The 22,894-nt window shown below is 73.5% G+C and carries 17 protein-coding genes; 6 read left to right on the top strand and 11 right to left on the bottom strand.

The genetic code is table 11. The annotated features are described in order from the left end of the window. Positions 1-22 precede the first annotated feature (22 nt). A complete protein-coding gene (locus OGL89_RS06400; protein ID WP_263119078.1) occupies positions 23-652 on the top strand; it encodes a TetR/AcrR family transcriptional regulator in 630 nt (209 codons plus the stop codon). 251 nt (positions 653-903) lie between these two features. On the opposite strand, the gene OGL89_RS06395 is transcribed toward OGL89_RS06400, so the two are convergent. From OGL89_RS06395 to OGL89_RS06385, 3 genes are all read right to left on the bottom strand, one after another. Next, the gene (locus tag OGL89_RS06395; protein ID WP_263119077.1) at positions 904-2,496 is read right to left on the bottom strand and encodes a methyl-accepting chemotaxis protein; all 1,593 of its coding nucleotides are present in this window, start codon (positions 2,494-2,496) and stop codon (positions 904-906) included. Between the two features lie 74 nt (positions 2,497-2,570). Next, positions 2,571-3,500: a pseudouridine synthase gene (locus OGL89_RS06390; protein ID WP_263119076.1), complete on the bottom strand. Its 930-nt coding sequence runs from the start codon at positions 3,498-3,500 to the stop codon at positions 2,571-2,573. A 19-nt stretch (positions 3,501-3,519) separates the two neighbouring features. Continuing rightward, positions 3,520-4,080, bottom strand: coding sequence for a TetR/AcrR family transcriptional regulator (locus tag OGL89_RS06385; protein ID WP_263119075.1), 561 nt, complete (start codon positions 4,078-4,080; stop codon positions 3,520-3,522). 22 nt (positions 4,081-4,102) lie between these two features. On the opposite strand from OGL89_RS06385, the gene OGL89_RS06380 reads away from it, so the two are divergent. The 5 genes from OGL89_RS06380 to OGL89_RS06360 all read left to right on the top strand — a co-directional run bounded on the left by OGL89_RS06380 (position 4,103) and on the right by OGL89_RS06360 (position 11,499). Next, positions 4,103-5,326, top strand: a complete 1,224-nt coding sequence (locus OGL89_RS06380) for an MFS transporter (protein ID WP_263119074.1) — start codon at positions 4,103-4,105, stop codon at positions 5,324-5,326. A gap of 10 nt (positions 5,327-5,336) precedes the next feature. Next, positions 5,337-6,410: an LCP family protein gene (locus OGL89_RS06375; protein WP_263119073.1), complete on the top strand. Its 1,074-nt coding sequence runs from the start codon at positions 5,337-5,339 to the stop codon at positions 6,408-6,410. A 103-nt stretch (positions 6,411-6,513) separates the two neighbouring features. Then, positions 6,514-8,430, top strand: coding sequence for a glycosyltransferase (locus tag OGL89_RS06370; RefSeq protein WP_263119072.1), 1,917 nt, complete (start codon positions 6,514-6,516; stop codon positions 8,428-8,430). 40 nt (positions 8,431-8,470) lie between these two features. Then, the gene (wecC, locus tag OGL89_RS06365; RefSeq protein WP_263119071.1) at positions 8,471-9,724 is read left to right on the top strand and encodes a UDP-N-acetyl-D-mannosamine dehydrogenase; all 1,254 of its coding nucleotides are present in this window, start codon (positions 8,471-8,473) and stop codon (positions 9,722-9,724) included. Then, entirely contained in the window at positions 9,721-11,499 is a 1,779-nt protein-coding gene (locus OGL89_RS06360; protein ID WP_263119070.1) for a heparinase II/III family protein, read from the top strand. The genes wecC and OGL89_RS06360 overlap by 4 nt, the downstream gene beginning before the upstream one ends. Positions 11,500-11,533: 34 nt before the next feature. Here OGL89_RS06360 and OGL89_RS06355 read toward each other — a convergent pair whose 3' ends face one another. From OGL89_RS06355 to OGL89_RS06320, 8 genes are read right to left on the bottom strand one after another with little or no spacing between them, the layout of a single operon-like run. Further along, positions 11,534-14,281 (bottom strand): heparinase II/III family protein, encoded by a 2,748-nt coding sequence (locus OGL89_RS06355; protein WP_263119069.1) that lies wholly within the window; start codon positions 14,279-14,281, stop codon positions 11,534-11,536. Continuing rightward, positions 14,274-16,211: a glycosyltransferase gene (locus OGL89_RS06350; RefSeq protein ID WP_263119068.1), complete on the bottom strand. Its 1,938-nt coding sequence runs from the start codon at positions 16,209-16,211 to the stop codon at positions 14,274-14,276. The genes OGL89_RS06355 and OGL89_RS06350 overlap by 8 nt, the downstream gene beginning before the upstream one ends. Then, entirely contained in the window at positions 16,208-16,966 is a 759-nt protein-coding gene (locus tag OGL89_RS06345; protein ID WP_263119067.1) for a DUF6270 domain-containing protein, read from the bottom strand. The genes OGL89_RS06350 and OGL89_RS06345 overlap by 4 nt, the downstream gene beginning before the upstream one ends. After that, entirely contained in the window at positions 16,963-18,117 is a 1,155-nt protein-coding gene (wecB, locus tag OGL89_RS06340; protein ID WP_263119066.1) for a UDP-N-acetylglucosamine 2-epimerase (non-hydrolyzing), read from the bottom strand. The genes OGL89_RS06345 and wecB overlap by 4 nt, the downstream gene beginning before the upstream one ends. Positions 18,118-18,128: 11 nt before the next feature. Next, entirely contained in the window at positions 18,129-19,028 is a 900-nt protein-coding gene (locus OGL89_RS06335; RefSeq protein ID WP_263119065.1) for an ABC transporter ATP-binding protein, read from the bottom strand. Further along, positions 19,015-19,899, bottom strand: coding sequence for an ABC transporter permease (locus tag OGL89_RS06330; RefSeq protein WP_263119064.1), 885 nt, complete (start codon positions 19,897-19,899; stop codon positions 19,015-19,017). Before OGL89_RS06330 ends, OGL89_RS06335 begins: the two co-directional genes overlap by 14 nt. After that, a complete protein-coding gene (locus OGL89_RS06325) occupies positions 19,896-21,620 on the bottom strand; it encodes a glycosyltransferase family 4 protein (RefSeq protein ID WP_263119063.1) in 1,725 nt (574 codons plus the stop codon). The genes OGL89_RS06330 and OGL89_RS06325 overlap by 4 nt, the downstream gene beginning before the upstream one ends. Next, the gene (locus OGL89_RS06320) at positions 21,617-22,840 is read right to left on the bottom strand and encodes a glycosyltransferase family 4 protein (RefSeq protein WP_263119062.1); all 1,224 of its coding nucleotides are present in this window, start codon (positions 22,838-22,840) and stop codon (positions 21,617-21,619) included. The genes OGL89_RS06325 and OGL89_RS06320 overlap by 4 nt, the downstream gene beginning before the upstream one ends. Positions 22,841-22,894: the final 54 nt, after the last annotated feature.

Here is a 22,894-nt window from a genome sequence, read left to right as displayed (position 1 = left end):
GGCAGCAGTACGCTCTGACCCCATGACCTCCCGCCGCGGCCCCTACGCCAAGACCCGCGGCCGCGAGGAGGCCGTCGGCCGGGTCGCGTACGAGCTCGTGCGCTCCGCCGGCCACCGCGCCCTCACCATGACCGAGGTCGCCCGGCGCACCGAGCTGTCCGAGGCGCAGCTGCTCTACCTGTTCCCGTCCCGGGACCATCTGCTGGTCGCCGCGCTGGTCCACGCCGACAGCCGCTCGGACCAGGCCGCCCGGGAGCGACGACCGGACCCCGGCACCGAACCGGACGCGTCCCTGGCCCGCACGATCAACCACGAGCTGGCCGACCCGGCCTCGCTGCGGCTGTTCGTGTCGATGGCCGCCGAGGCCGGCGATCCCGAGCACCCGGCCCACCGGTGGATGACGGAGCGCCGGGCGCGGATCACGCTGAGCTACGCGACGTTCCTGCGCCGGCTCCAGGCCGACGGCTGGGCGCACCCGGACGTCGACCCCGAGCAGTTCGCCCGGCAGTTCATGGCGCTGTGGGACGGGCTGCAGGCGCACTGGCTGATCGACCCGAGCTTCGACCTCGGTGCCGAGGTCGGCGCGGGGCTGCGGGCACTGGCCCGGCGGGACGCGATGCTCGCGCGGGTGGCGATCAACCAGCTGCTGTGAGGCCGGGCACGACCGGGGTCAGTGCCGGACCTGCTCACGACCGCGCTGCCGCACCCGCTGCACCAGCGTCCCGGCACCGATCACCGCGCAGACCACGGCGAACTCCGCGAGCACGATCAGGACCTGCCAGGACACGATGACCTCCGAGGGGGGACGACTGGTGTCCATCGTTCCCGGCCGGCACGGTCGGCACATCGGCCGCGGGATGTATCCCGGGGTACGCCGTCAGGTGGACCCCGGGGCACCCCGGCTCAGTAGACGAACCGGCCGGTCCGGGTCCGCAGGTCCGCGGCGAGCCGCGCGAGCTCGTTGACCGCCGAGTCGACCTGGCTCATCGCCTCGGTGGTCGAGCCGACCTGGCCGGCGACCTCGTGGATGGTCGCGGCGATCTCCCCCGACCCCGAGGCGGCCTCGGCCACCGACCGGGACATCTCCGTGGTGGTCGCGGTCTGCTCCTCCACCGCACTGGCGATGGTGAGCTGGTAGTCGTTGATCGACGCCACGATCGAGGAGATCTCCTCGATCGCCGTCACCGCACCGGTGGTGTCGCCCTGGATCGCCTCCACCCGGCGCGCGATGTCCTCGGTCGCCTTGGCGGTCTCCTGGGCCAGCTCCTTGACCTCACCGGCGACGACCGCGAAGCCCTTGCCCGCCTCTCCCGCACGCGCCGCCTCGATCGTCGCGTTCAACGCCAGCAGGTTGGTCTGCTCCGCGATGCTGGTGATCACCTTCACCACGTTGCCGATCTCCTGGCTGGACTGACCCAGCCGGGACACCTGGTCGTTGGTGGCCGACGCGACCTCGGTGGCCTGACCGGCGACCTTGGCCGCCTGCGAGGCGTTCTGCGCGATCTCCCGGATCGACGCGCCCATCTCCTCGGCGCCCGCGGCCACGGTCTGCACGCTGCGGGACACCTGCTCGGCCGCGGAGGCCACCGTCCCGGACTGCGCGCCGGTCTCCTGGGCCAGTGCGGCCACCTGGGTGGAAGAGGCGGACAGCTGCTCGGTCGCCGACGCCACCGTCTGCGCGGTGTCGACCACGTGGCTCAGGGTGTCCCGCAGGCTGCGCTGCGACGCGGTCAGACTGGCGGTCATCCGGCCCATCTCGTCGTCCGACAGCACCGGCGCCTCGACGGTGAGGTCACCCGCCGCCATCGCGGCCAGCGAGCGCTGCACGCCGCCCACCGCCCGCAGGATCGATCGCACCACGGACACCGCGATCACGACCACCACCACCAGGGCGGCCGCCAGCGCCGACCAGAGCATCAGGATCGAGGTGCGCACCAGCCGGTCGCTGGCGGCGGCGCTGTCCATGGCGCGGTCGCTGATCGCGTCGATCGCCTCGTTGATCTCCGTGTCGGCCTGACCGGCCACCGTGGTGAGGTCGGCGTTCAGGAACGCGGCGGCACCCGGATCGGCATCCGCGACCATCTCCTGGTACTCGGTCATCAGCGTGAAGTAGGGCGTGACGGCACCCGTCAGCGCATCGGCCAGCTCCGGGCTCGCGGACTCGATCTCGGTCAGCAGCGCGTCGACCTGGTCCTCGTTGTCCTGGATCGACGCGAGGGTGCCCGGCCGTTCGTCCGCGGTGTTGGTCGCCAGGCGGACGTTCCCCAGCCGCACCAGGGTGAACGCCCGCTGCAGGTCGGCGACCTTCATCAGCGGGTCGATCCCCTCCGCCTGCATCACGTCCTGCTCGTCGGCGAGCGCCGTCATCCGGCTGGTCGCCACCCCGGTGATCGCGACCGCCACCAGCGCGAGCAGCGCGAGGCAAGCACCGATCTTCAGCGCGAGCGGTCGGTCGGCGAACCACCGTCGTCGGGAAACGTCTGATGTCATGGTCATCTCAACTCCTGGTCACGGGCCTTCTTTCACCCGATCGGGACCAGATGCTGAGATGTGAGCGGTCGGTCCACGCGTCACACCTGCGGCGGAATCGGCAGCCGCCGCACGCTCCGGAACCGCCTGGGTGAACCGTCGACCGGGTCGACGAAGGACAGTTCACCCGCCAGCAGCTGCAACGGGGTGCGGAAGTCGTCCACCGGCACGTCCCGCACCCGCGGGTACAGCGGGTCGCCGACGATCGGGATGCCCAGCCCGTGCAGGTGCAGCCGGAGCTGGTGGGTGCGGCCGGTGCGCGGTGCCAGCCGGTACACCCCGTGCCCGTCGACCTCCGACTCCAGCTCGATCAGCGTCTCCGCGTTCACCGGCGCGCCCGGCACCTCGTACGCCTGCCAGTCGCCGCGCTCCTTGTGCAGGTGGTTGCGCACCGTCACGGGGAACTCCAGACCCGCGCGGATCGGCGCCAGCGCCCAGTACGTCTTGGCCACCGCCCGGTGCTCGAACGCCGACTGGTACGCCCCCCGCCAGCGCCGCTCGGTCGCCAGCATGAGCAGTCCCGACGTCACCCGGTCCAGCCGGTGCAGCGGCGACAGCTCCGGCAGGCCCAGCTCGGCGCGCAGGCGCACCACCACGCTCTGCAGGACGTGCCGGCCACGCGGGATCGAGGACAGGAACGGCGGCTTGTCGACCACGACCAGCCGCTCGTCCCGGTGCACCAGGTGGAGCTGCCCCGGCACCGGCGGCTCCTCGCGCAGGTCCCGGTGGAAGAACACGAACAGATGCGGGCGGAACGGGTCGTCCCCGCGCACCGCGCCGCCGTCCTCGGCGACGAACCGGCCGTCGGCGAGCATCCCGGCCACGTCGACCTGCTCGGGCAGCCGGTCGCGCAGCCACGCCGCCATCGTGGGCCACGGCGTGCGCTCGGGATGGGCGCGGTCCCGGTCGGGGGTGCGTAGCCAGGCGGCACTCAGGCCGTGGCGGGGCGGGAGCGGTGAGCGGGGCGGCACGGGCCGATGGTACGGAGCCTCAGCGGTCCGGGATCAGCCTGGTCGCCGCCCGGCGGGCGACCTCGGTGCCGGCGGCCGGGTCGCGCAGTCGCATCGCCAGCGAGCCGGTCACCAGCAGGAGCAGTTGCTCGGCCAGCTCGGGCGCCGCGTCCCCGGCGAGCGGCACCGCCAACGTGGTGAGTCGGTCGCGCAGCGTGTCGGTGTCCAGCCGGACCGCGTCCGCCACGTCGGGGGGCGCGTCCGCGTACTCGGCAGCCGATCCCAGGAACGCGCACCAGCGCGCGCCCTCGGGTCCGGACCGGAACGCGTCCAGCGCGTCGAAGACCGCGAGCAGCCGGCCCTCGGCGCCGTCGGCACGGTCCAGCGCACGGTCCCAGCAGGCGAGCCACGCGTCGTGCCGCCGGGCCAGCGCCGCGGCGACCAGCGCCTCCTTGCTCGGGAACCCGCGGTACATGGTGGCCGCCGACACCCCGGCGCGGGCCAGCACCGCGTCCACCGGGGTGGCCGCGATCCCCCGGGTGAAGAACAGCTCCTCGGCGGCGTCCAGCAGCCTCGACTCGGTGCTGATGCGGATCGGCATGCCGACATCCTAGGCTGCGGATGTGAAACGTACGTTTTTGTTTGTGATCGCGAGCGGCACCGCCCTGATCGCCACCACCTACGGCCTGGTCCGCCTGGCCTACGGACTGCTGCTCCCGGAGGCCCAGGCCGAGCTGGGACTCGGGGACGCGTCCGCGGGGCTCGTCGCCGCCGGAGCCTCGGTGCTGTACTGCCTGGGCGCGCTGATCGGATTCGTCACGGCGGACCGGCGTCCGCGGGCCCTGGTGCTCGCGGCCGGGACCTCCGCCGCGCTCGGATGCGCGGCGATGTCGCTCGCACCCGGGGCCGCGGTGTTCGCCGCCGGAGCCGTACTGAGCTCGGCGGGGGCCGGACTGGCGTCACCCGCTCTGGTCGTGCTGGTCGACCGCTCGACGCCGCGCGCACGGGTCGACGGAGCGCGGGGGATCGAGCGCGCCGCGCGCGACCGGGCACAGACCGCCGTGAACGCCGGGACCGGACCGGGACTCGTGATCGCCGGGGCGCTGGCGCTCCTGCTCCTGCCGCACTGGCGAGCCGCATGGCTCCTCGCGGCCGCCGTCGCGGTGCTGACGACCGCCCTGACCCTGTCCGCGACCGCCCGGCAGGACGCACGACCCGATCACCGCTCCGGGCCCGGCAGCCGCGTCACGGCGGCGTGGCTGCACGCCCATCGCGCCCCGGTGGTCGCCGCCCTCACCCTGGGCGCCGGGTCGGCCGCGGTCTGGTCGTACGGGCGCAGCCTCCTGGTCGCGGCCGGGGATGCCGGATCGGCGTCGGCGGTGGCGTGGATCGCGCTCGGCCTCGGCGGTGTCGCGGTGCTGCCGACCGGCGGGTGGCTGGTCCGCCGTCGACCCGGCACCGCGTGGGCCCTGACCGCCGGGACGGTCGCCGCGGCCACGCTGGCCCTGCCGATCGCCGCTCCGGTCCTGCCTGCCGCGGCGCTGGTCTGCGGCCTCGCCGGCTGGGGCTACACCGCCGCGACCGGGGTGCTGATCACCTGGACCACCCGGATCGAGGCCCGGCGAGCCGCCGCGGGCACGGCCGGACTGTTCATCGCCCTGGTGCTGGGGCAGGCGGTCGGCGCGGCGCTGACCGGCGCGCTGCTGCCTGCGGCCGGTGCACTCGGGGCGTTCGCGGTATCGGGCCTGATCGGGGCGGTGGGGCTGGCCGTCGCCCGCGATCCGGCCGCGCGTTCACAGCTTCCGCACAGGACGTACGGCGCGAACCCGGACCAGGGGGACGGCTAGCATCGCCGCCATGGCACCCGATGCTCACCGCCGAGCGCGTCCGCGAAGCCGTCGCCGCTCCACCGGTCGGCGCGCCCTGATCATCAGCCTGTGCGTCCTGCTCGGCCTCGGCGCGGTCGGCGTCGGAGGCCTCTGGGGGATCCAGCACTGGCTGACCAGTCGGGTGGAGAAGATCGACGACCCGTTCGCGGCCCTGCCGAGCCGGCCCGCGACCTCGGCCACCGCCGCACCGGCCGACGACGCGGACGCACCGATGAACATCCTGCTGCTGGGATCGGACAGCCGGATCTCGGCCGGCGATCCCTCGCAGTGGGAGGTCGGCGCGCAGCGCACCGACACGATCATGCTGGTCCACCTGCCCGCCGACGGTGAGGCCGCCTACGTGATGTCCTTCCCCCGCGACTCCTGGGTCGACATCCCGGGACACGGCGAGGGCAAGATCAACGCCGCCTTCTCCTACGGCGGGCCGACCCTGATGATCCAGACCATCGAACAGCTGACCAACATCAGGATCGACCACTTCGTCATCGCGGACTTCGAGTCCTTCCAGCAGATCACCGACGCGATGGGCGGGGTGCGGATCACCCTGGACCAGCCGCTGACGGTGGACGGCACCACCATCCCCGCGGGGAAGCAGCAGCTGCTCACCGGCGAGCAGGCCCTCACCTGGGTGCGGGAACGCAAGACGCTGGCACGCGGCGACTTCGACCGGGTGCAGCGCCAACAGGCCTGGATCCGGTCGATGGTCGCCCGGATGCGCAACGAGGGCACCCTGTCCAACCCGGCCAAGTCGGTGCCCTTCCTCCGCTCGGTCGGCGATGCGGTCGCCACGGACCCGGGGCTCGACGACCAGGTGATGAGCCAGCTGCAGAACATGGCGAAGAACCTGGCCTCGACCGACATCGCGTTCTTCACCGTGCCGACCGACGGCACCGGTCGCAGCCCGGACGGCACCCAGAGCATCGTGGTGCTGAACCAGGAGGCGCTGGCCGCACTGATGGCGTCCGTGGGGACGGACACCGTGGACGACTACCTGGCGGCGAACGCCGACACGGTCGACATGCTGCCGCCGGTCGTGCAGTAGTCCACCAGCCGGGGGAACCCGGCCGAGGGGGCTGCCGGCCCGTCCTGACGATGGGCGAGCGCCGGGCACGGAGAGGCAACGGGACGCACGAGGGGGCTCAGACGTGACGACGCAGCACCGGGCCCTGCGCGGCCTGTCGGAGCGAGCCGACCACTGGCGCCGCGGCGTGTGGCACCTCCGGCACGGCGGACTGTCCGGCTTCCGGCGCTGGCGCGACCGGCGCACCCCGCCGGGCAGCTCGCCGACCGGGGTCCGCGCGGTGGCCCGCAAGGGCGGCCTCCGGTTCGCCGACCTGCCGGTGCCGCCGGCTCCGCTGCGCCGCTCCGGGTTGCGGGTGGCGGTGGTCCTGGACGACTTCTCCCGGTCGGCCTTCGGCTTCGAGTGGCAGCAGGTACCGGTCCGGCCCTCGGACTGGCGCGAGGTCCTCGCGGCGGACCCGGTGGAACTGCTCTTCGTCGAGTCCGCCTGGCACGGGAACGGCGGCGCCTGGCGCTACCACCTGGCCGGCGGGTCGGCGCCGCGTCCGGCGCTCACGGAGCTGGTCGCCTGGTGCCGCGAGCGGGGGATCCCGACCGTGTTCTGGAACAAGGAGGACCCGGCGCACTACGCCGACTTCCTGCCCACCGCCCGGCTGTTCGACCGGGTGTTCACCACCGACGCCGACCGACTGCCGGACTACCGCCGGGACCTGGGCCACGACCGGGTCGGCGTGCTGCCCTTCGCTGCGCAGCCGGCGCTGCACCACCCGGTCCGGCACGGCTCGGGGCATCACGAACGGGACATCGCCTTCGCCGGGATGTACTTCGCGCACCGGCACCCGGAGCGCCGCGCGCAGATGGACCTGCTGCTGGGCGCGGCGGTGCGGGCCGGGACCCGGATGGACACCGGCCTGGAGATCTACTCCCGTCAGCTCGGCGGGGACGAGCGGTACCAGTTCCCCGCCCCGTTCGCCTCGCACGTGGTCGGCTCGCTGCCCTACGCGCAGATGCTGTCCGCATACCGGGCGCACAAGGTCTTCCTCAACGTGAACACCGTGGTCGGCTCGCCCACCATGTGCGCGCGGCGCATCTTCGAGATCACCGCCAGCGGCACCCCGGTGGTCAGCACCCCGAGCCCGGCCATCGACGCGGTGTTCCCCGCCGACGAGGTCGCCCAGGTCTCCGCGCCGGACGAGGCGGAGTGGACCCTGCGCGCCCTGGTGCGCAACCCGGAGCTCCGCGACCGCATGGTGCACCGCGCCCAGCGCCGGATCTGGGCCGGGCACACCTACGCCCATCGGGTGGACGACGTGCTGCGGTCCGTCGGGCTGGACCACGCCACCGTCACCGGTCGGCTGCCGCGGGTCTCCGCCCTGGTGTCCACCCGGCGTCCCGGTCAGCTGGACCACGTCCTGCGCACCCTCGCCGCCCAGACCGGCGTCGATCTGCAGCTGGTGCTGCTCGCCCACGGCGTCGACCTGCCCGAGGCCGACGTGCGGGCCCGGGCCGCCGAGGCCGGTCTCACCGACCTGGTCGTGCTCGCCGCACCCGGTGACCTCCCGCTCGGCAGCTGCCTGAACCTCCTGGTCGAGGCCGCCGACGGCGAGCTGGTCGCCAAGATCGACGACGACGACCTCTACGGCCCGCACTACCTCGCCGACCAGGCCGCCGCTCTCGGCTACAGCGGTGCGGAGGTGGTCGGGAAGCAGGCGCACTACCTGCACCTGGCCGGACCCGACCTGACCGTGCTGCGCTACGCCCATGCCGAGCACCGGTTCGGCGACCGGGTGTCCGGCCCGACGATCGTCACCCGCCGGGACGTCGCCCGCATCCACCCCTTCCCCGCGCTGCGCCGCGGAGAGGACACCGGCTTCCTCGAGGCCGTGCTCGCTGCCGGAGGGCGGATCTACTCCGCCGACCGGTTCAACTTCGTCCAGGTGCGTGCAGCAGGGGGCACCGCACACACCTGGGCGGCCACCGACGCCGAACTGCTCGCCAGCAGCGACGTCGTGGTGGTGGGACCCGTACACGCCCTCGTCTGACCCACGTCCGTCCGTCGCACCACAGCAGGGGAACCGCACCATGACCGACAGTCCCACGGTGGCCGTCATCGGCCTCGGCTACATCGGCCTGCCCACCGCAGCCGTCCTCGCCACCCACGGCGCCGACGTGATCGGCGTCGACGTCAACGCCGCGACCGTCGACGCGGTGAACCGCGGCGAGGTGCCGTTCGTCGAACCCGACCTGTCCGTCTCGGTCTCGGGCGCCGTCTCCCAGGGCCGGCTCCGCGCCGACATCGCCACCCCCGAGGCGGACGTCTACATCGTCGCGGTGCCGACCCCGTTCCAGGAGGACCACACCGCCGACCTGTCGTACATCGACGCGGCGGCCGACGGCATCGCCCCGCGGCTGCGCGGTGACGAGCTGGTCATCCTCGAGTCCACCTCCCCGCCCGGCGCCACCCGCCACCTCGCCGACCGCCTCCTCGCCGCCCGGCCCGACCTGAGCCTCGACGGCACCGGCGGCCGCGCTCTGCTCCACGTCGTGCACTGCCCCGAACGTGTGCTGCCCGGCCGGGTCATGGTCGAGCTGATCACCAACGACCGCATCGTCGGCGGCCTGACCCCGGAGGCCGCCCAGCGCGCCAAGGACCTCTACGCCACCTTCTGCCAGGGCGAGATCATGACCACCGACGCGGTCACCGCCGAGATGGCCAAGCTGGTCGAGAACTCCTACCGCGACGTCAACATCGCCTTCGCCAACGAGCTCTCCGTCATCTCCGGCACGCTCGGCATCGACGTCTGGGAGCTGATCGAGCTCGCCAACCACCACCCGCGGGTGAACATCCTCCAGCCCGGCCCCGGCGTCGGCGGCCACTGCATCGCCGTCGACCCCTGGTTCATCGTGTCCTCGGCACCGGAGGAGGCCCGGCTGATCCGCACCGCGCGCGAGGTCAACGACGCCAAGCCCGGCTTGGTGGTGGACCGGGTCGTCGCGAAGGCCCGGCGACTGCGCGAGCCCCGCATCGCGGCGCTCGGGCTCGCGTTCAAGCCGGACATCGACGACCTCCGGGAGTCACCGGCCCGGCAGATCGTCGCCCGGATCGCCGACGAGCTGCCGGAGGCGCGCATCGCCGCCGTGGAGCCGAACATCGAACGCCTGCCCGACGAGCTGGAACAGCGGGAGAACGTCACGCTCGAGACGCTCGACGAGGCGGTGCGCGGCGCCGACATCGTGGTGCTGCTGGTGGACCACACGCCGTTCCGGGAGGCCGACCGACGGCGGCTGCGGCTGCGGGAGAGGGTCGTGATCGACACGCGGGGGGTGTGGCGGTGACCGCGAGCGCTGAGCGCTCGAGCCTCCACGTCGCCGACCAGGGCGATCTGCTGCCACCTCCCGCACTCGGCTGGCACGTCGCGCGACGACGACTGGCCCACTCCTTCGCGACGCGTCCGACCGTCGTCACCGCCCGCCACTTCGCGGGGAACCCCGACGACGACGCGGCGACAGTGATCGACCACGGATGGCAGCTCGAGGGCTTCCCCCGCATCCCGCTCGAACCGATCGCCTGGGAGCAGGCGGCACGCGCCCACCGCTCCTGGGGATTCCGCCTGCACACGTGGTCCTTCCTGGACCCCGTGGTCCGCGAGTACCTGGACACGGGCGCGCCGGACCTGCTCGCGTGGTGCGTCCGGGTGGCGGGATCATGGGTCCGCGCGCACCAGGCGGGGAACGAACCGGCCGACGACGGCGGGACCATGGCCTGGTACGACATGGCCCTGTCCCTGCGGGCGCCGCGCCTCGCCTGGCTGCTCCGGACCGCCCTCACCTCCGGCGAGAGCCTGCCCGACGGCCAGGTCGAGGTCCTGTACCAGGCCACACTCGCCCACCAACGCGCGCTGGGCCGTGCCGCCGCGTACAACGGCCGGAACAACCACGGCTTCTACACGGCCGTCGGCCAGATGGTCCTCGCCCGCGAGATGCGGCCCCTGCCCGGCATGGCCCGACTGCACGCACAGGGCCGCGCCCGACTCGCCGACATCGCCGGTCGGCAGTTCCTGCCGGACGGCGGCCACGCGGAGCACTCGCCCGGCTATCACCAGATGCTGCTCCGGGACTTCCGTCTGGCACAGGACCTCGGGCTGGTCACGGACCCGGCGGTCCGCCGACGTCTGGAGCGGGCTCGATCCGTGCTCGACTGGATGGTCCAGCCCGACGGACGCCTGGTGCAGTTCGGTGACACCGCCGACCTCGCGACCGATGCCCGACCGGACCGCTCGGACCGCGGCGACGTCGAGGCCGTCGCCTTCCCGGAGTCCGGGTACGCCTTCGCCCGGGCGGGGAGGCGGCGCGACGGAGAGATGTACCTGGCTCAGACGGCCGCCTTCCATTCTCGCGCCCACAAGCATGCGGACGACGGCGCGGTCGTCTGGCACGACCGCGGGCACGAGTGGCTCGTGGACGGCGGCCGGTTCGGGTACGCGGAGCTCCTGCCCGCCGACTCCCCGCTGCGAGCCCGTGGGTTCTACTACGGCACGCCCGAACGGCAGTACGTGGAGTCCAGCACGGCGCACACGACGGTGACGTGCGACCGGCAGGACCACGAACGCCGCGCTCGGGCGCCCTACGGTTCCGGGATCGTCGACGCGCAGGTCCGCGACGGACACGTCCGCCTGCGCTCCTCCGTCGACCACGGCCACTGGACGCACCGTCGATCGGTCGTGGCGCTCCCCGGTCGCTGGCTGCTCCTGCTCGACCAGGTCGATTCGTCCGACACCGGTGACCATGTCTTCCAGACCTGGCTCAACCTCCCCGGAGATGCCGAGGTGGTCCGCGAGGCCGACCGGCTCCGGGTGGCGAGGACGGATCCGGAGGCCGTGCTGTGGATCCAGTCCTGGGGGGAGGGCGGCCATCTCATCCGGCCCGTCCGGGGCGAGACGGGTCCCCCGCTGCGCGGCTGGCGTTCCGTGCAGGATCGTCAGCTGGACCCGGCCTGGTCGACCGGCTACGAGTCGGGGCCCACCGGACACCACCTGTTCCGCGTCCTCCTGCACCACGGTGACCACCCCGCCGCCGGAGTGCCGGAGCACCCGTTCGACACCGAGCGGTGACGCGGGCCCCGACTCCGACCGGCCCGCCCGGCTCTCACGAGGCCGGATCCCACCACTCGCACGCCTCGTGCCAGAGGGACTCGTAGACGTCCGGCGGGGGAGTCACGTGCCCGGGACCCGAGTCGATCTCGACCGAGCGGACCTCGACGCCGGGGGCGGCGAGCGCGACCCCGGCCAGGAACGGGTCACGGTGGCCGTCACGATGGACCCGGTCCCCGGTGTTCTGCACGTACACGATGCGGCACGCGGCCCGGGTGGCGCGCAACCGGTCCAGGACGCGCGTGCGCTCCGGCGGACCCGGTGACCCCGCTCCGAACACCGCGTCGGTCGCCGGGACGACCAGACGGCGGAAGTACGCGGACAGATCGGTCTGCGGGTTGATGACGAGCACGGCGCTGCCCTCGAGATGCGCCGCGACGTGGATCGCCGCGAAGCCGCCCCCGGACGCACCGACCAACACGATCTGCCGGGCGCCCACCGCCGCCGCGGCCCGGGAGATCTGCTCGGCCAACAGGACCGGCAGATCCACGTCACCCGTGCCCAGGTACCACCCCAGGCGGAGGGTGCGATCCAGATCCAGTGTCGGGTCGCCCACGGCCAGCAGCGGTCCGCCGAAGCGCTCGTGCGTGCGGACCCGCTCGAACCGCGGCAGAGCGGTCCGGGTCCGATCGAGGGCACCGTGGAAGAGGACCGTCAGCACCGATCCCTCCCCCGGCACGAAGAGGAAGGGCTGGGTGAGCCCACCCTGCTCGACGGTCAGGACCGCACGGTCCTGGAGCCCGGCCGGGAAGTCGGTGTCCGGCCCGGCGGAGACGACCGGCACCCCCTGCACCAGCATGTCGGTCCGAGGCCAGGCGATCAGTGGTTCTCGATCTGCCGTGAACGGCACCGCGCCGGCCCGGTCGCTGCCCAGCAGATCGGTCAGAGTCGCCCGCAGCCCGAGATCGCGATCCTCTCCGAGGTAGCCCGAGAACCGGGTCGCCAGGTCGGCGGCGATGGCGGTCCTGGTGTCCGGGGACGCCTCACGCCACGCCGACCGGCGGGCGTCCCGCACCGCCCGAGCCAGCGACCCGACGTCCGCCGGCCCCGCGGCACGCCCGGCGGCGGTGCTGTGCTCGACCGTGCTGGGGTCCGCCACCGCCAGCCAGTGCTCTCGCGGGAGCGCCGGGGCGCCGGGTGCGACCGGCACGATCACGGAGACCAGCCGTGACCGTGCGCCGCACGCCGTGACGGTGACCTGGACCGCCGGCTCCGCGGTCCCCCATCCGGTGGCGGCCCACCCCTGGTGCGGCTCGGTCCCGCCACTGACCTGGTCGATCCGTTCCACGTCGCCGAGGACGAGCAGCGTCGCCCGATCGTCACCACGGGCGAGCTCGAGGCCGTCGGCACCCGCGGTCGCCCGCACCCCGGGCGCGAGCAGCCAGCGCTGCTGGACATCGACCGGTGCTTCCGCGCGCACCTCGTCCACGACGACGAGAGCCTCGGTGCGGCGATCGAACGTGACGGTCCGTCGCACCTCGACGCCCTCGTACCCGTCGTCGGCGAGCACCAGACGGTCCTCGTCGGCGCCGGTCGTCGCGCTGACGAGCCGCACCCGGGCATCCACGGCGTAGGCCCGGCCCGGCACGTGCAGCACGTTGTGGGCCGCCCGGCTCTCGACCAGATCACGGATCGGATGGGTGCCGTACAGATACTTGCCCGGATCGACCACCCAGGACCCGCCACCGGCGTAGTAGGTGAGCGACCCGCCGTCCGGATGCCCGTGCACCCGGTCCGCTCGTCCGAAGGACACCGAGTAGAACGTCTCGTCACGGTAGCCACGGTCCGTCTCGCCCCAGCCGGTGCGTCCGAAGGCGTAGCCCTGGTCGTACACGGCGAGGACCTCCGTCGGCGGTTCGCCCTCCGATCCCTCGGACACCACGTACCGGGTCGCCGGGTGGTCGATCCCCTGGGGCCGACCACCGTCGCCGTCACCGATGCTCTCGTACACCCCGTCGGGGCGGGTCGCGTGCGCGAGCGCGAGCGGAGCCCGCTCCAGCCGTGCGGCGTGCTCCAGCGGAGGCACTCCCTCGCGACGCAGTCGTTCGAAGGCGCGGGACCACCACCGGAAGTTGAGATCGTGGTACCGCGGGCTGCCCTCCGCGTTGATGCCCTGGTCGTCGTAGCTGGCGGCGAACAGGAGCCCGAGACGATCCGTCGCCGCCTCGACCCACTCACCACGGCGCAAGGCGGTGCCCAGCACGAACAACGCCTCGTGCTGGTGCAGCGCGTGGTTCGAATGTCCGAGGCGGTCCTCGTCGAACAGCCACGCCCCGTGCTCCTCCAGCGCGACGAGCAGCCACCCCGGATCCTCGACCACGGTGAGCCCGGCGGTCAGGACGAGTGCCCGGGACGCGTCCACCATGCTCGACCAGGTCGACCGGGCGGCGGCGGGGCCGGGGGGATTGTGCGCGATCCACGAGCGCGCGTACCGCTCCCAGAGCGCGGCGGCCGCCGGATCACCCGCGGCCGCGACGCGGCGGACCGGCTCGAGCCACCGCAACATGTGCAGTTGGGCCCGCCAGTTGCGGTTGTCGAACGGGTCTTCCGTCCACGACAGGTCGCCGGACATCTGCCACACCGGATGCGGGTGCAGCGCGATCCGGCCGCCCGCGACCTCCGCGACGGTCGCCCGATCGGTCCGTCGCCACTCGAAGTGCGGGCCGAACGACTGCCGTGCGGCGACTCCCCGGGCATGCTCCACCGCGTCATCCGCCGAAGGGACCGGGGCGGCCTCAGCCATGCGACCCTCCCACCTGCGCGTACAACCGCCGGTACTGCTCGGCGTTGCCGGTCCACGAACGCTCGGCCCGCACCCACGCGGCGCCCTGCGCCGCGAGGCGTTCCCGGCGCTCCGGGTCACGCGCGAGCCGATCGAGGGTGTCGGCGAGCGAGCGGGGGTCCCCGGCGGTGAAGAGATCGGCGGCGCCCGAGTCCTCGGCGATCTCGCGCAGAGCCTCCACGTCGGACATCACCACGGCGCGGCCCGCCGCGAACGCTTCGAACGGCTTGAGCGGTGTGACCAGGTGGCACACCCGAGCCGGTCGGCGTGGTACCACGAACACGTCGATCAGGCTGTAGTACCCGAGCACGTCCTCGTGCGGCACCCGCCCGGTGAAGGTCACGTTGTCCAACCCCAGCGCCGACGCCTGCTCCTGCAGAGCGGAGCGCACGGGCCCGTCCCCGACGACCAGCAAGCGGAGCGGGGCCGGAGCGTCGGCCTCCGCCAGCAGCGCGAGGGCCTCGAGCAGGACGTCGATCCCCTCGTACTCGACCACTGAGGTGATGCATCCGAGGACCACGGTGCCGGCGGGGACACCGAGTTCGGCGGCCAGTCGTTGGTCGCGCTCCCCGATGCTGAACTGCTCTCCGTCCACCGCGTTGGGCACGATGGTCAGACGGTCCTGGTCGAGACCGTGATCCAGGATCCGGCGCGCCATCACCCGGGCGAGGGTGACCACGTGCGCGGCGGCCCCCCGGGCCTCCGCCTCCCGCGCCTGGCGCCAGCTGTAGGCCTCCGGAGCGCCGTACTCCGCGAAGAGCCGCTCGACGTCGTCCCAGCCGAACTTGTCGGCGGTCCGGGACAGCCACGACTCCTCCCAGAACCCGCGGGCCTCGTAGACCACCGGCAGCCCGGTGGCCGCCCCCACGGCCGAAGCGATCAACGCGTTGAAGAAGTCGGAATGCGCGTGCAGCACGGCGGGGCGGACCTCCTGGACGACCGCCAGCAACGCCTCGGCATTCGCCTGCAGCCAGGCGCCGTGCCCGGCGGTGAACACCGACCGGCCGACGGGGCGGTGGTAGGTCACCCCGTCGAGGACATCCGTGCTCGCGACCTCCGCCTCCGTGACCCCGAGCTGCACGAAGACGTGCGGCTCGAGCCCCTGATCCAGCTGCGCGCGCACCGTGCTGTGCGTCCTCAGGGTGTAGCCGGACTGCGTGGTCGGCACCGCCCGTCCGACGACGTGCAGCACCCGGTGGCTCGTCGGGACCACCGGGTCGGTCGCGGTGACCACCGGCCTGGCCGTGCCCGCCATCACCTCGATCTCGCTGCGCCGGAGCTCAGCCGTGGTGCGGTCCCGTTCGTCACCGATCGCCGCCGCCGCCGCGAAGTACTCGCCCGCACGGGCCAGGTAGCCACGGTCTCGCAGCCCGCGGGCCAGCAACCGCAGGGTGCGGAGCGGCAGGGCTGCGGCCACGTCGTACCGGCGCACGAGGTGGTCCCCGAAGAGGACGTCGCCGCGCTCCACCGCACGCAGCACCGCGGCGGCGAGGGTGGAGGCGGGAACCCCGGCGATCGCTCCGCCGCGCGTCCCGATGTGCGACGGCCCGGACAGCGCCTGCAGCTCGACCCGGGCCACCGCGAGGGTGAGATCCGCCCACAGGTCCTGGGGGTCGGCCTTCGCTCCCTCACCTCGCGAGGAGGCGGAGGGGCTCACCTGCGCGGTCAGGGCGTCGTGCTGCGACCGGAGCTCGCGCCAGCGACGCTCGGAGACAGCCAGCCGCATGCGCAGACTTCGCACCGCGAACAGGGCCGCGGCCACCCCGACCAGAGCGCACAGGACCGCGATGACCGTCCAGATCGACTGCCCGCCGAGCAGGGCGACCAGCGCGGCGACACCTCCCCCACCGAGTGCCCCGGCACCGACGATCTGCGCATGACGAACGTTCATTCGGGCCGGCCCCCTGCCGTGACGGCGACTTCTCGCTCGATCCGCAGCACCACGTCGTCGTAGGTGCTGGTCGCATAGTGGAAGGGCGCGCGCCCCCAGCGGTGGGAAGCACCCGCGACCGCCCGATCCGGCTCGACCGCCGCCACCCGCAGTCCGGCCTCCGCCGCGGCGTCGTAGTAGCGGGCGAACATCGCATTCGCCTCGTGCGAGGTGAGCCCGGCACTGCGCGGCACGGTTCCCGCGTCCTCGGCGATCGTGGCCCACGGCACGGCCAGGAGCAGCACGCGGTCGGCCAGCCCGATCGCCGCCAGCTGTCGCGTCAGCCGTCCGAGTGCCGTCCGCCAGGCGGCGAAGTGCTCGTCGCTCCCGAACGCGACCAGCCGCCATCCCCTGAGGCGGTCCACCAGTCCGCTCGAGACCGAGTCGACCGACCGGGTGATCACGTGTCCCTCGGGGGACACCAGCACACCCATCCGTTCATCCGTGAGGTCCCAGAGCACCAGGTCCGTCCGGTCGGCGTCGTCGACGAGCGCCGCGGGCAGGCTGCCCCGGACGTCGTCGTCGATCATCCGGCGCTGGAAGGCCGAGCTGGTGTGGAGATCTCCGTCCGGGACGACGGCAGCGGGAGAGTACGCGCTGATCAGCGACTGCCTCGCGATGTACCGCACGAGGGCGAGCCGCTCTGGTCCCGCATGGGCGAGCGAGTCGCGGGCGACACAGCTCCCGTAGATCAGGACCCGGGTGGGACCGGTCACGGCCGCGCACCCGCATCAGGACCGCTGCCGGGACGGCCGGATCGCAGTCCGCGGAGCGCGACGAGGCTGCGCCGGGCGGCGGTCCCGTCTCCGTACGGGTTGACCCCGGCGGCCATCGCGGCGTGGGCGGCAGGATCCCGCAGCAGTCTGGTCACCTCGTCCACGATCCTCTCCTCGTCGGTCCCCACGAGCCGGACCGTGCCCGCGACCACCGCTTCGGGTCGTTCGGTGGTGTCCCGCATCACGAGGACCGGCGTCCCCAGGCTCGGTGCCTCCTCCTGCACGCCGCCCGAGTCCGAGAGGATCAGGTGCGCCTCGGCCATGAGCCGGGAGAACTCACCGTAGGGCAGCGGTTCGGTCACCACGACGTTGGCCACTCCGTCGAGTGCGGGCAGCACGGCCTCCCGCACCACCGGGTTCCGGTGGGCGGGCAACACCACCAGCAGATCCGGGTGCTCCCGCGCGATCCGGGCGATCGCCCGCCCGACGCCCTCCATCGCCCCGCCCCAGTTCTCCCGGCGGTGGGTCGTCACCACCAGGAGCCGGCGGCCGACGTCGACCGCCTCCGCCAGCGCCGGGTCCGCGAACGGCACCCGCTTCGCCACCGTCTCCAGCAACGCGTCGATCACCGTGTTCCCGGTGACCACGATCCGCTCCGCCGGCACGCCCTCGGCGAGCAGGTTGTCCCGGCTGGTCGTGGTCGGCGCCAGGTGCAGCGACGCGATCTGGCTGGTCAGCTTCCGGTTGCCCTCTTCCGGGAACGGCGAGTCCAGGTCCCCGGAGCGCAGCCCCGCCTCCAGGTGCACGACCGGGATCTGCCGGTAGAACGCCGCCACCGCGGCCGCGGTGGAGGTGGTGGTGTCGCCCTGGACGATCACCGCGTCGGGGCGTTCCGCCTCGAGGACCGGATCCAGTCCGGCCAGGACCCGGGCGAAGATCCCGCTGAGCGACTGGCCGTGGCTCATCACGTCCAGGTCGTGGTCCGGCACGATGCCGAACAGCTCGTTGACCTGGTCCAGCATCTCCCGGTGCTGTCCGGTGACGACCGTGATCCCCGCGAAGTCCGGCGACTCCGCCAGTGCCTTGACCACCGGCGCGCACTTGATCGCCTCGGGCCGGGTGCCGTACACGGTCATGACACGGATGGGCATGGTGGCTCCGATCATCGGCGGGCGTGCCGCGGGACGACGTGGGTGGCATCGGCGGGCGAGAGGACGATCTGGGTGTCGACGCCCTGCCGGAAGGCGTCCTCCAGCAGACCGGCGGCCTTCTCGGTCTCACCCTTCGCGAGGTTCCAGGCCCACCAGCGGTACGCCTGGGCGACCTCGTAGGCGGGGCCGTCGGTGACCACCCGGCCGTGGTGCAGCCAGATCGCCCGGGTGCAGGTCTCCTCGACCGTCTTGGCCGCATGGCTGACCAAGAACACGCAGCCGGCGTTCTGGCGGAGCAGCTTCATCCGCTCCTCGGAGCGGTCGCGGAAGGCGGCGTCGCCGGTGGCGAGGGCCTCGTCGATCAGCAGGATCTGCGGTTCGGACGCGGCGGCGATCGCGAACTTGAGCCGGGCGGCCATCCCCGAGGAGTAGGTCTTCATCGGCCGGTGGATCGACGCGCCGATGCCCGCGACCTCCACGACGGTCGGGTAGGCCGCCTCGGCCTGCGCCGGTGTCATCCCCATGGCGAGGCAGCCGAGGTGGACGTTCTGGCGGCCGGACAGCTCGGGCAGCAGCGCCGCGTTCACGCCGAGCAGCACCGGAGTGCTGCGTGCCCGGGCCTGCCCCCGGTCCGGATGCTCCAATCCGGCGATGATCCGCAGCAGCGTGCTCTTGCCGGAGCCGTTGAGCCCGACGATGCCGACCGCGTCCCCGGCCCGTGCGACCAGGGAGACGCCCGCCAGTGCCCGCACAAGCACGGTGGGCTCACGCCCGATCACCCGGTTCGCGGCCCGCTGCCAGCGCGGCAGCGACCGGCGCAGCCCGGCGTCGTCCGAGGCGGTCCGGTAGCGCACGTGCACCTCGTCGACCGCGACCTGGACGTCCGGCCCGAAGTGCTCAGAGAGCGCCATAGCGGTCCTCCCCGCGCCAGAAGACGACCATGCCGATCCCGCAGGTGCCGACCGCCCAGAGGCCCAGCGTCAGCCACGCGCCGGCATGCGGGGTCACGCCGTACAGCAGGCAGTCGCGAGTGATGTCCAGGACCTGGAACATCGGGTTGAGCTCGATCACGCGCAGGATCCCCGGGTGGTCGATGAACCGCTCGTAGGAGAAGAACACGGCCGACCCGTACAGCCAGAACCGCGTCCCCATGCCGATCAGGTGCTGCAGGTCGGGCACCCGGGTGACGGGTCGTGCGAGCAGCAGGGCCAGGCCGAGGGCCAGCAGGACCTGGAGTCCGAGGACGAACGGCACCAGCAGCCATCGCCAGCTCAGGTCGGGCCCCGGCGGCAGGACGAGCACCACGCACACCATCGCGACCAGGACCGGGAGGTAGCTGACCGTCTCGCGGACGACCGCGGCGATCGGCAGGGAGGCGCGCGGGAAGGCGAAGGCCTTCATCAGCGTCCGCCCGGCGATCACCGACTGCGCGCCGGAGCTGACCGACCGCGCGGTGAACTGGAACATGAACGTCCCGATCACCAGGTAGCCGAGGAAGTTCTCGATGCCGCGGTCGGCCTTCAGGACCAGCCCGAAGATGATCAGGTACACGCTCGCGTCCAGCACCGGCCGCAGCACCAGCCACGCGGTGCCGAGCAGGGCGCCCCGGGTCCCCGAGACCACCCGGGCTCGGGCGTCCGCCCGGATGAAGTGGCGGCGCTGCCACAGCTGGGCGAGGTACTCGGTCAGCGGCGGGCGTCGGGACACCGGCAGCAGCACCGAGCCGTCGACGATCTCGGACCGGACCTCACGCCTGGTCGTGGTCGGGGCCGGGTCGGTCATGTCGCCCCCAGCCGCTCGTACAGCTCCCGGTACCGCAGGCCGTTGCGCTCCCAGGTCCGTCCGGCCGCGACCTCCCGTCCGGCCGCGACCAGCTCGCTCCGGGCCCGGTCGTCCTCGCGCAGCTCGGCGATCGTGTCCGCGAGCGCCCCGGCGTCCCCCGGAGGCACCAGTCGCCCCGCACCGCCCTCGAGCACCTCGGCCAGGGCGGGCAGATCGCTGGCCACCACCGGCCGGCCCAGCGCCATCGCCTCGACCGGTTTCAGCGGGGTCACCCGACGGCAGACCTCCAGGTCACGACGCGGCACCGTGAAGACGTCGAGCGCCCGGTGCCACCGCGGCGCCTCGGCCGCGGGTACCCGTCCCGGCAGGACGACGGCGTCGGCGATCCCGGCGGCGCGTGCCCGGCGTTCCAGCTCGGGCCGGGCCACCCCGTCCCCGACCAGGCACGCCCGCACGTCCAGGCCCCGGGCTCGCAGCATCCGTACCGCGTCGATCACCATGTCCAGACCCTCGTAGCCGACCAGGCTGCTCACCGTACCCACCCAGAAACCGTCCTCCGGGAGTCCCAGGTCCGCTCGCGCGTCCGCCGGCGACCGGTCCGGCAGGGTCAGCAACCGGCCGTCGACGGCGTTGGGGATCACGGTGACCCGTTCGGCCGGGACACCACGACCGGTCAGGTCGGCGTGCAACGTCCGGCTCAGGGTCACGACGTGATCGGCGCCCGCGGCCACGGCGGCCTCCTGGGCGCGCAGGAGCCGGAACCGCTCGCTCGCCGTGGCCCGCTCCCGGGCCGCGGGTCCGGGGCGGCCTGCCACCCAGGTCTGCTCCAGCAGTCCGCGCACCTCGTACACCCACGGCACACCGAGCTCGGCGGCGACGGCGGCGGCGATCTGCCCGTTGCCGTAGGGGGTGGTGGTGTGCACAACGGTCGCCCCGAACCGCTCGGCGACCGGCCGCAGCAGGGCCACGGTGCGGGACGCACGGTCCGGGACGGTCGCGGGCAGGCGCGGCGGCAGCAGCCGTTCGTAGGTGAGGCCGTCGACGGTGTCGCGGTGCCGGGCGGCGAGCGACCCGATGGTCACCGGGTACCCGATCCGGGTGACGGCGGTGACCTCGACGCCGGCGGCGGCCTGGGAACGCAGCACCGCGTGCGAGCGCAGGGCATACCCGCTCTGGGTGTGCGGCAGGGAGTTGGTCAGCAGGTGCAGGGCGCGCGGCGGACCCTCCGATCGGCACCGGTCGGTGCTCCGCCGGACCGGGAGCGCGAAGGCCGGGTCGAGGGTCTGCCGCTCCGCGAGGTACCGGTCGGCCAGACGATCGGCCCCGGCCGCGCGCGCGACCTCGGCCGCCCCGGACAGGTCACCGCTGCGCCAGGCCGCACGGGCCCGCACCCGTCCGGCCGGGGCCGCCGCGACCGGGACCGCCTCCAACTCCACCGCCAGTTCCTGCAACAGCCGCCGGCTGAGCCGGCCCCGGGGCCGGGCGTGCGGCACCGCCTGCGCCGCCGCCTCCCGTCGACCGGCCAGCCAGTGCCCGGCGACCGCGCGGACGCCGTCCCCGGGCCGCCCGGCCAGCAGCACCGCCGACACCGCGCCGGTCAGTCGCCGTGGCAGCCGGCGCGACGCCTGCACCACGAGCAGCAGCGGGTCCTCCCGGAGCATCCCCGCCGCGGTGGTCGCCGCGAGCAGCGTGTTCCGGGCGATGTCCAGGGGCGTCGTCACCGGGCGACCTCGCCGATGACCTCCAGGTAGTGCGCGGCCAGCCGATCGAAGTCGGCGTGCTCGGCGACCCAGCGGCGGCCGTTCTGGCCCACCCGCAGTCGCGAGCGATCGGCCGCGAGCGCCACCCAGAGATCCGCCAGCGCCTCCGGGTCCTCCGGGGGCACGACGTCCCCGGCACCGGCCTCACGCAGCACGTACTCCGCCTCACCGGCCAGGGACGCGGAGACGTGCCGGCCCGAGGCCATCACCTCGTAGAGCTTGGAAGGCACCGTCCACTCGAACGGGTCCCAGGCGCGCAGTGACACCAGCACCGTGTCGGCCCAGGCGTAGTGCGCCTCCACCTCGGAGGGCGGCACCCGCCCGACGAACTCCGCGTCGATCCCCAGCTGGGCCGCCGCCTCCCGGAGCCCCTGCTCGTCATGACCGCCCCCGACGAGCCGCAGCCGCACCGGCACACCCCGCGCGGTCGCGTATGCCGCCGCGTACACCGCGTTCACCAGACCCTGGCTGCGCCCCATCGTCCCGAGGTACAGCACGTGCAGCGCCTCCCGGGTCGCCGACGGCGGCGCCAGCGGCTCGACCGAGGCGGCGCCGTTGCGGATCACCTCGACCCGGGGCATCCGCCGCCCGCGCAGGATGTCGGCGAACGACGCCGTGGTCGTCACCACGGCGTCCGCACGCCGCTGCAGGGAGGTCACGATCCGGTGCGCCGTCCGTGTCGCCCAGGCCTTCCAGCCACGCCGCCGCGCGTGCCCCCACATCCCGCTCGGGGCGATCAGGTCCGGCCAGGCATCGCGCATCTCGACCACCAGCGGCACCCGGAACCACCGGGACAGCAGATAACCGGCGCCCAGCGACGGGATCCCCGGAGCGGTGGCGATCACGACGTCGGGCCGGTCCTGGCCCCGCAGTCGTCGCGCACCCACCCACACCGAGTGCCCGGCGGCCACCGCCTGGTCGAGCGTCCGGCTGAGCAGGTCCGGCCCGTGCGGGCGGAACCGGACCCGGTGGATCGTCTCCCCGCCCTGCCCGCGGGAGGTCGCACGGGGGCGGTCCTCGTCGGCGAGGTCCTCCACGTCGCCCTGCGGATAGTGCGGGGGCGGTGCCAGCACGGTGACCCGGTGGCCCTGCGCGACGAACCGCCGGGAGAACTGCTGCCACCGGCGCTGCGGGGCGCCGACCTCGGGCGGGTAATGATGAGTGATCAGGACAATGTGCATCGCGCCATTGCCCCCCGCTCGCGTCCTCATGCACCGGCGCCGAAGCGCTCCCCG

It is taken from the genome of Cellulomonas sp. RIT-PI-Y (assembly GCF_025642745.1).
In the GTDB taxonomy this organism is placed as follows: Bacteria; Actinomycetota; Actinomycetes; order Actinomycetales; family Cellulomonadaceae; genus Cellulomonas.
Note: the sequence above shows the minus strand (reverse complement) of the source record. Positions and strands in the feature narration are given on the sequence as shown.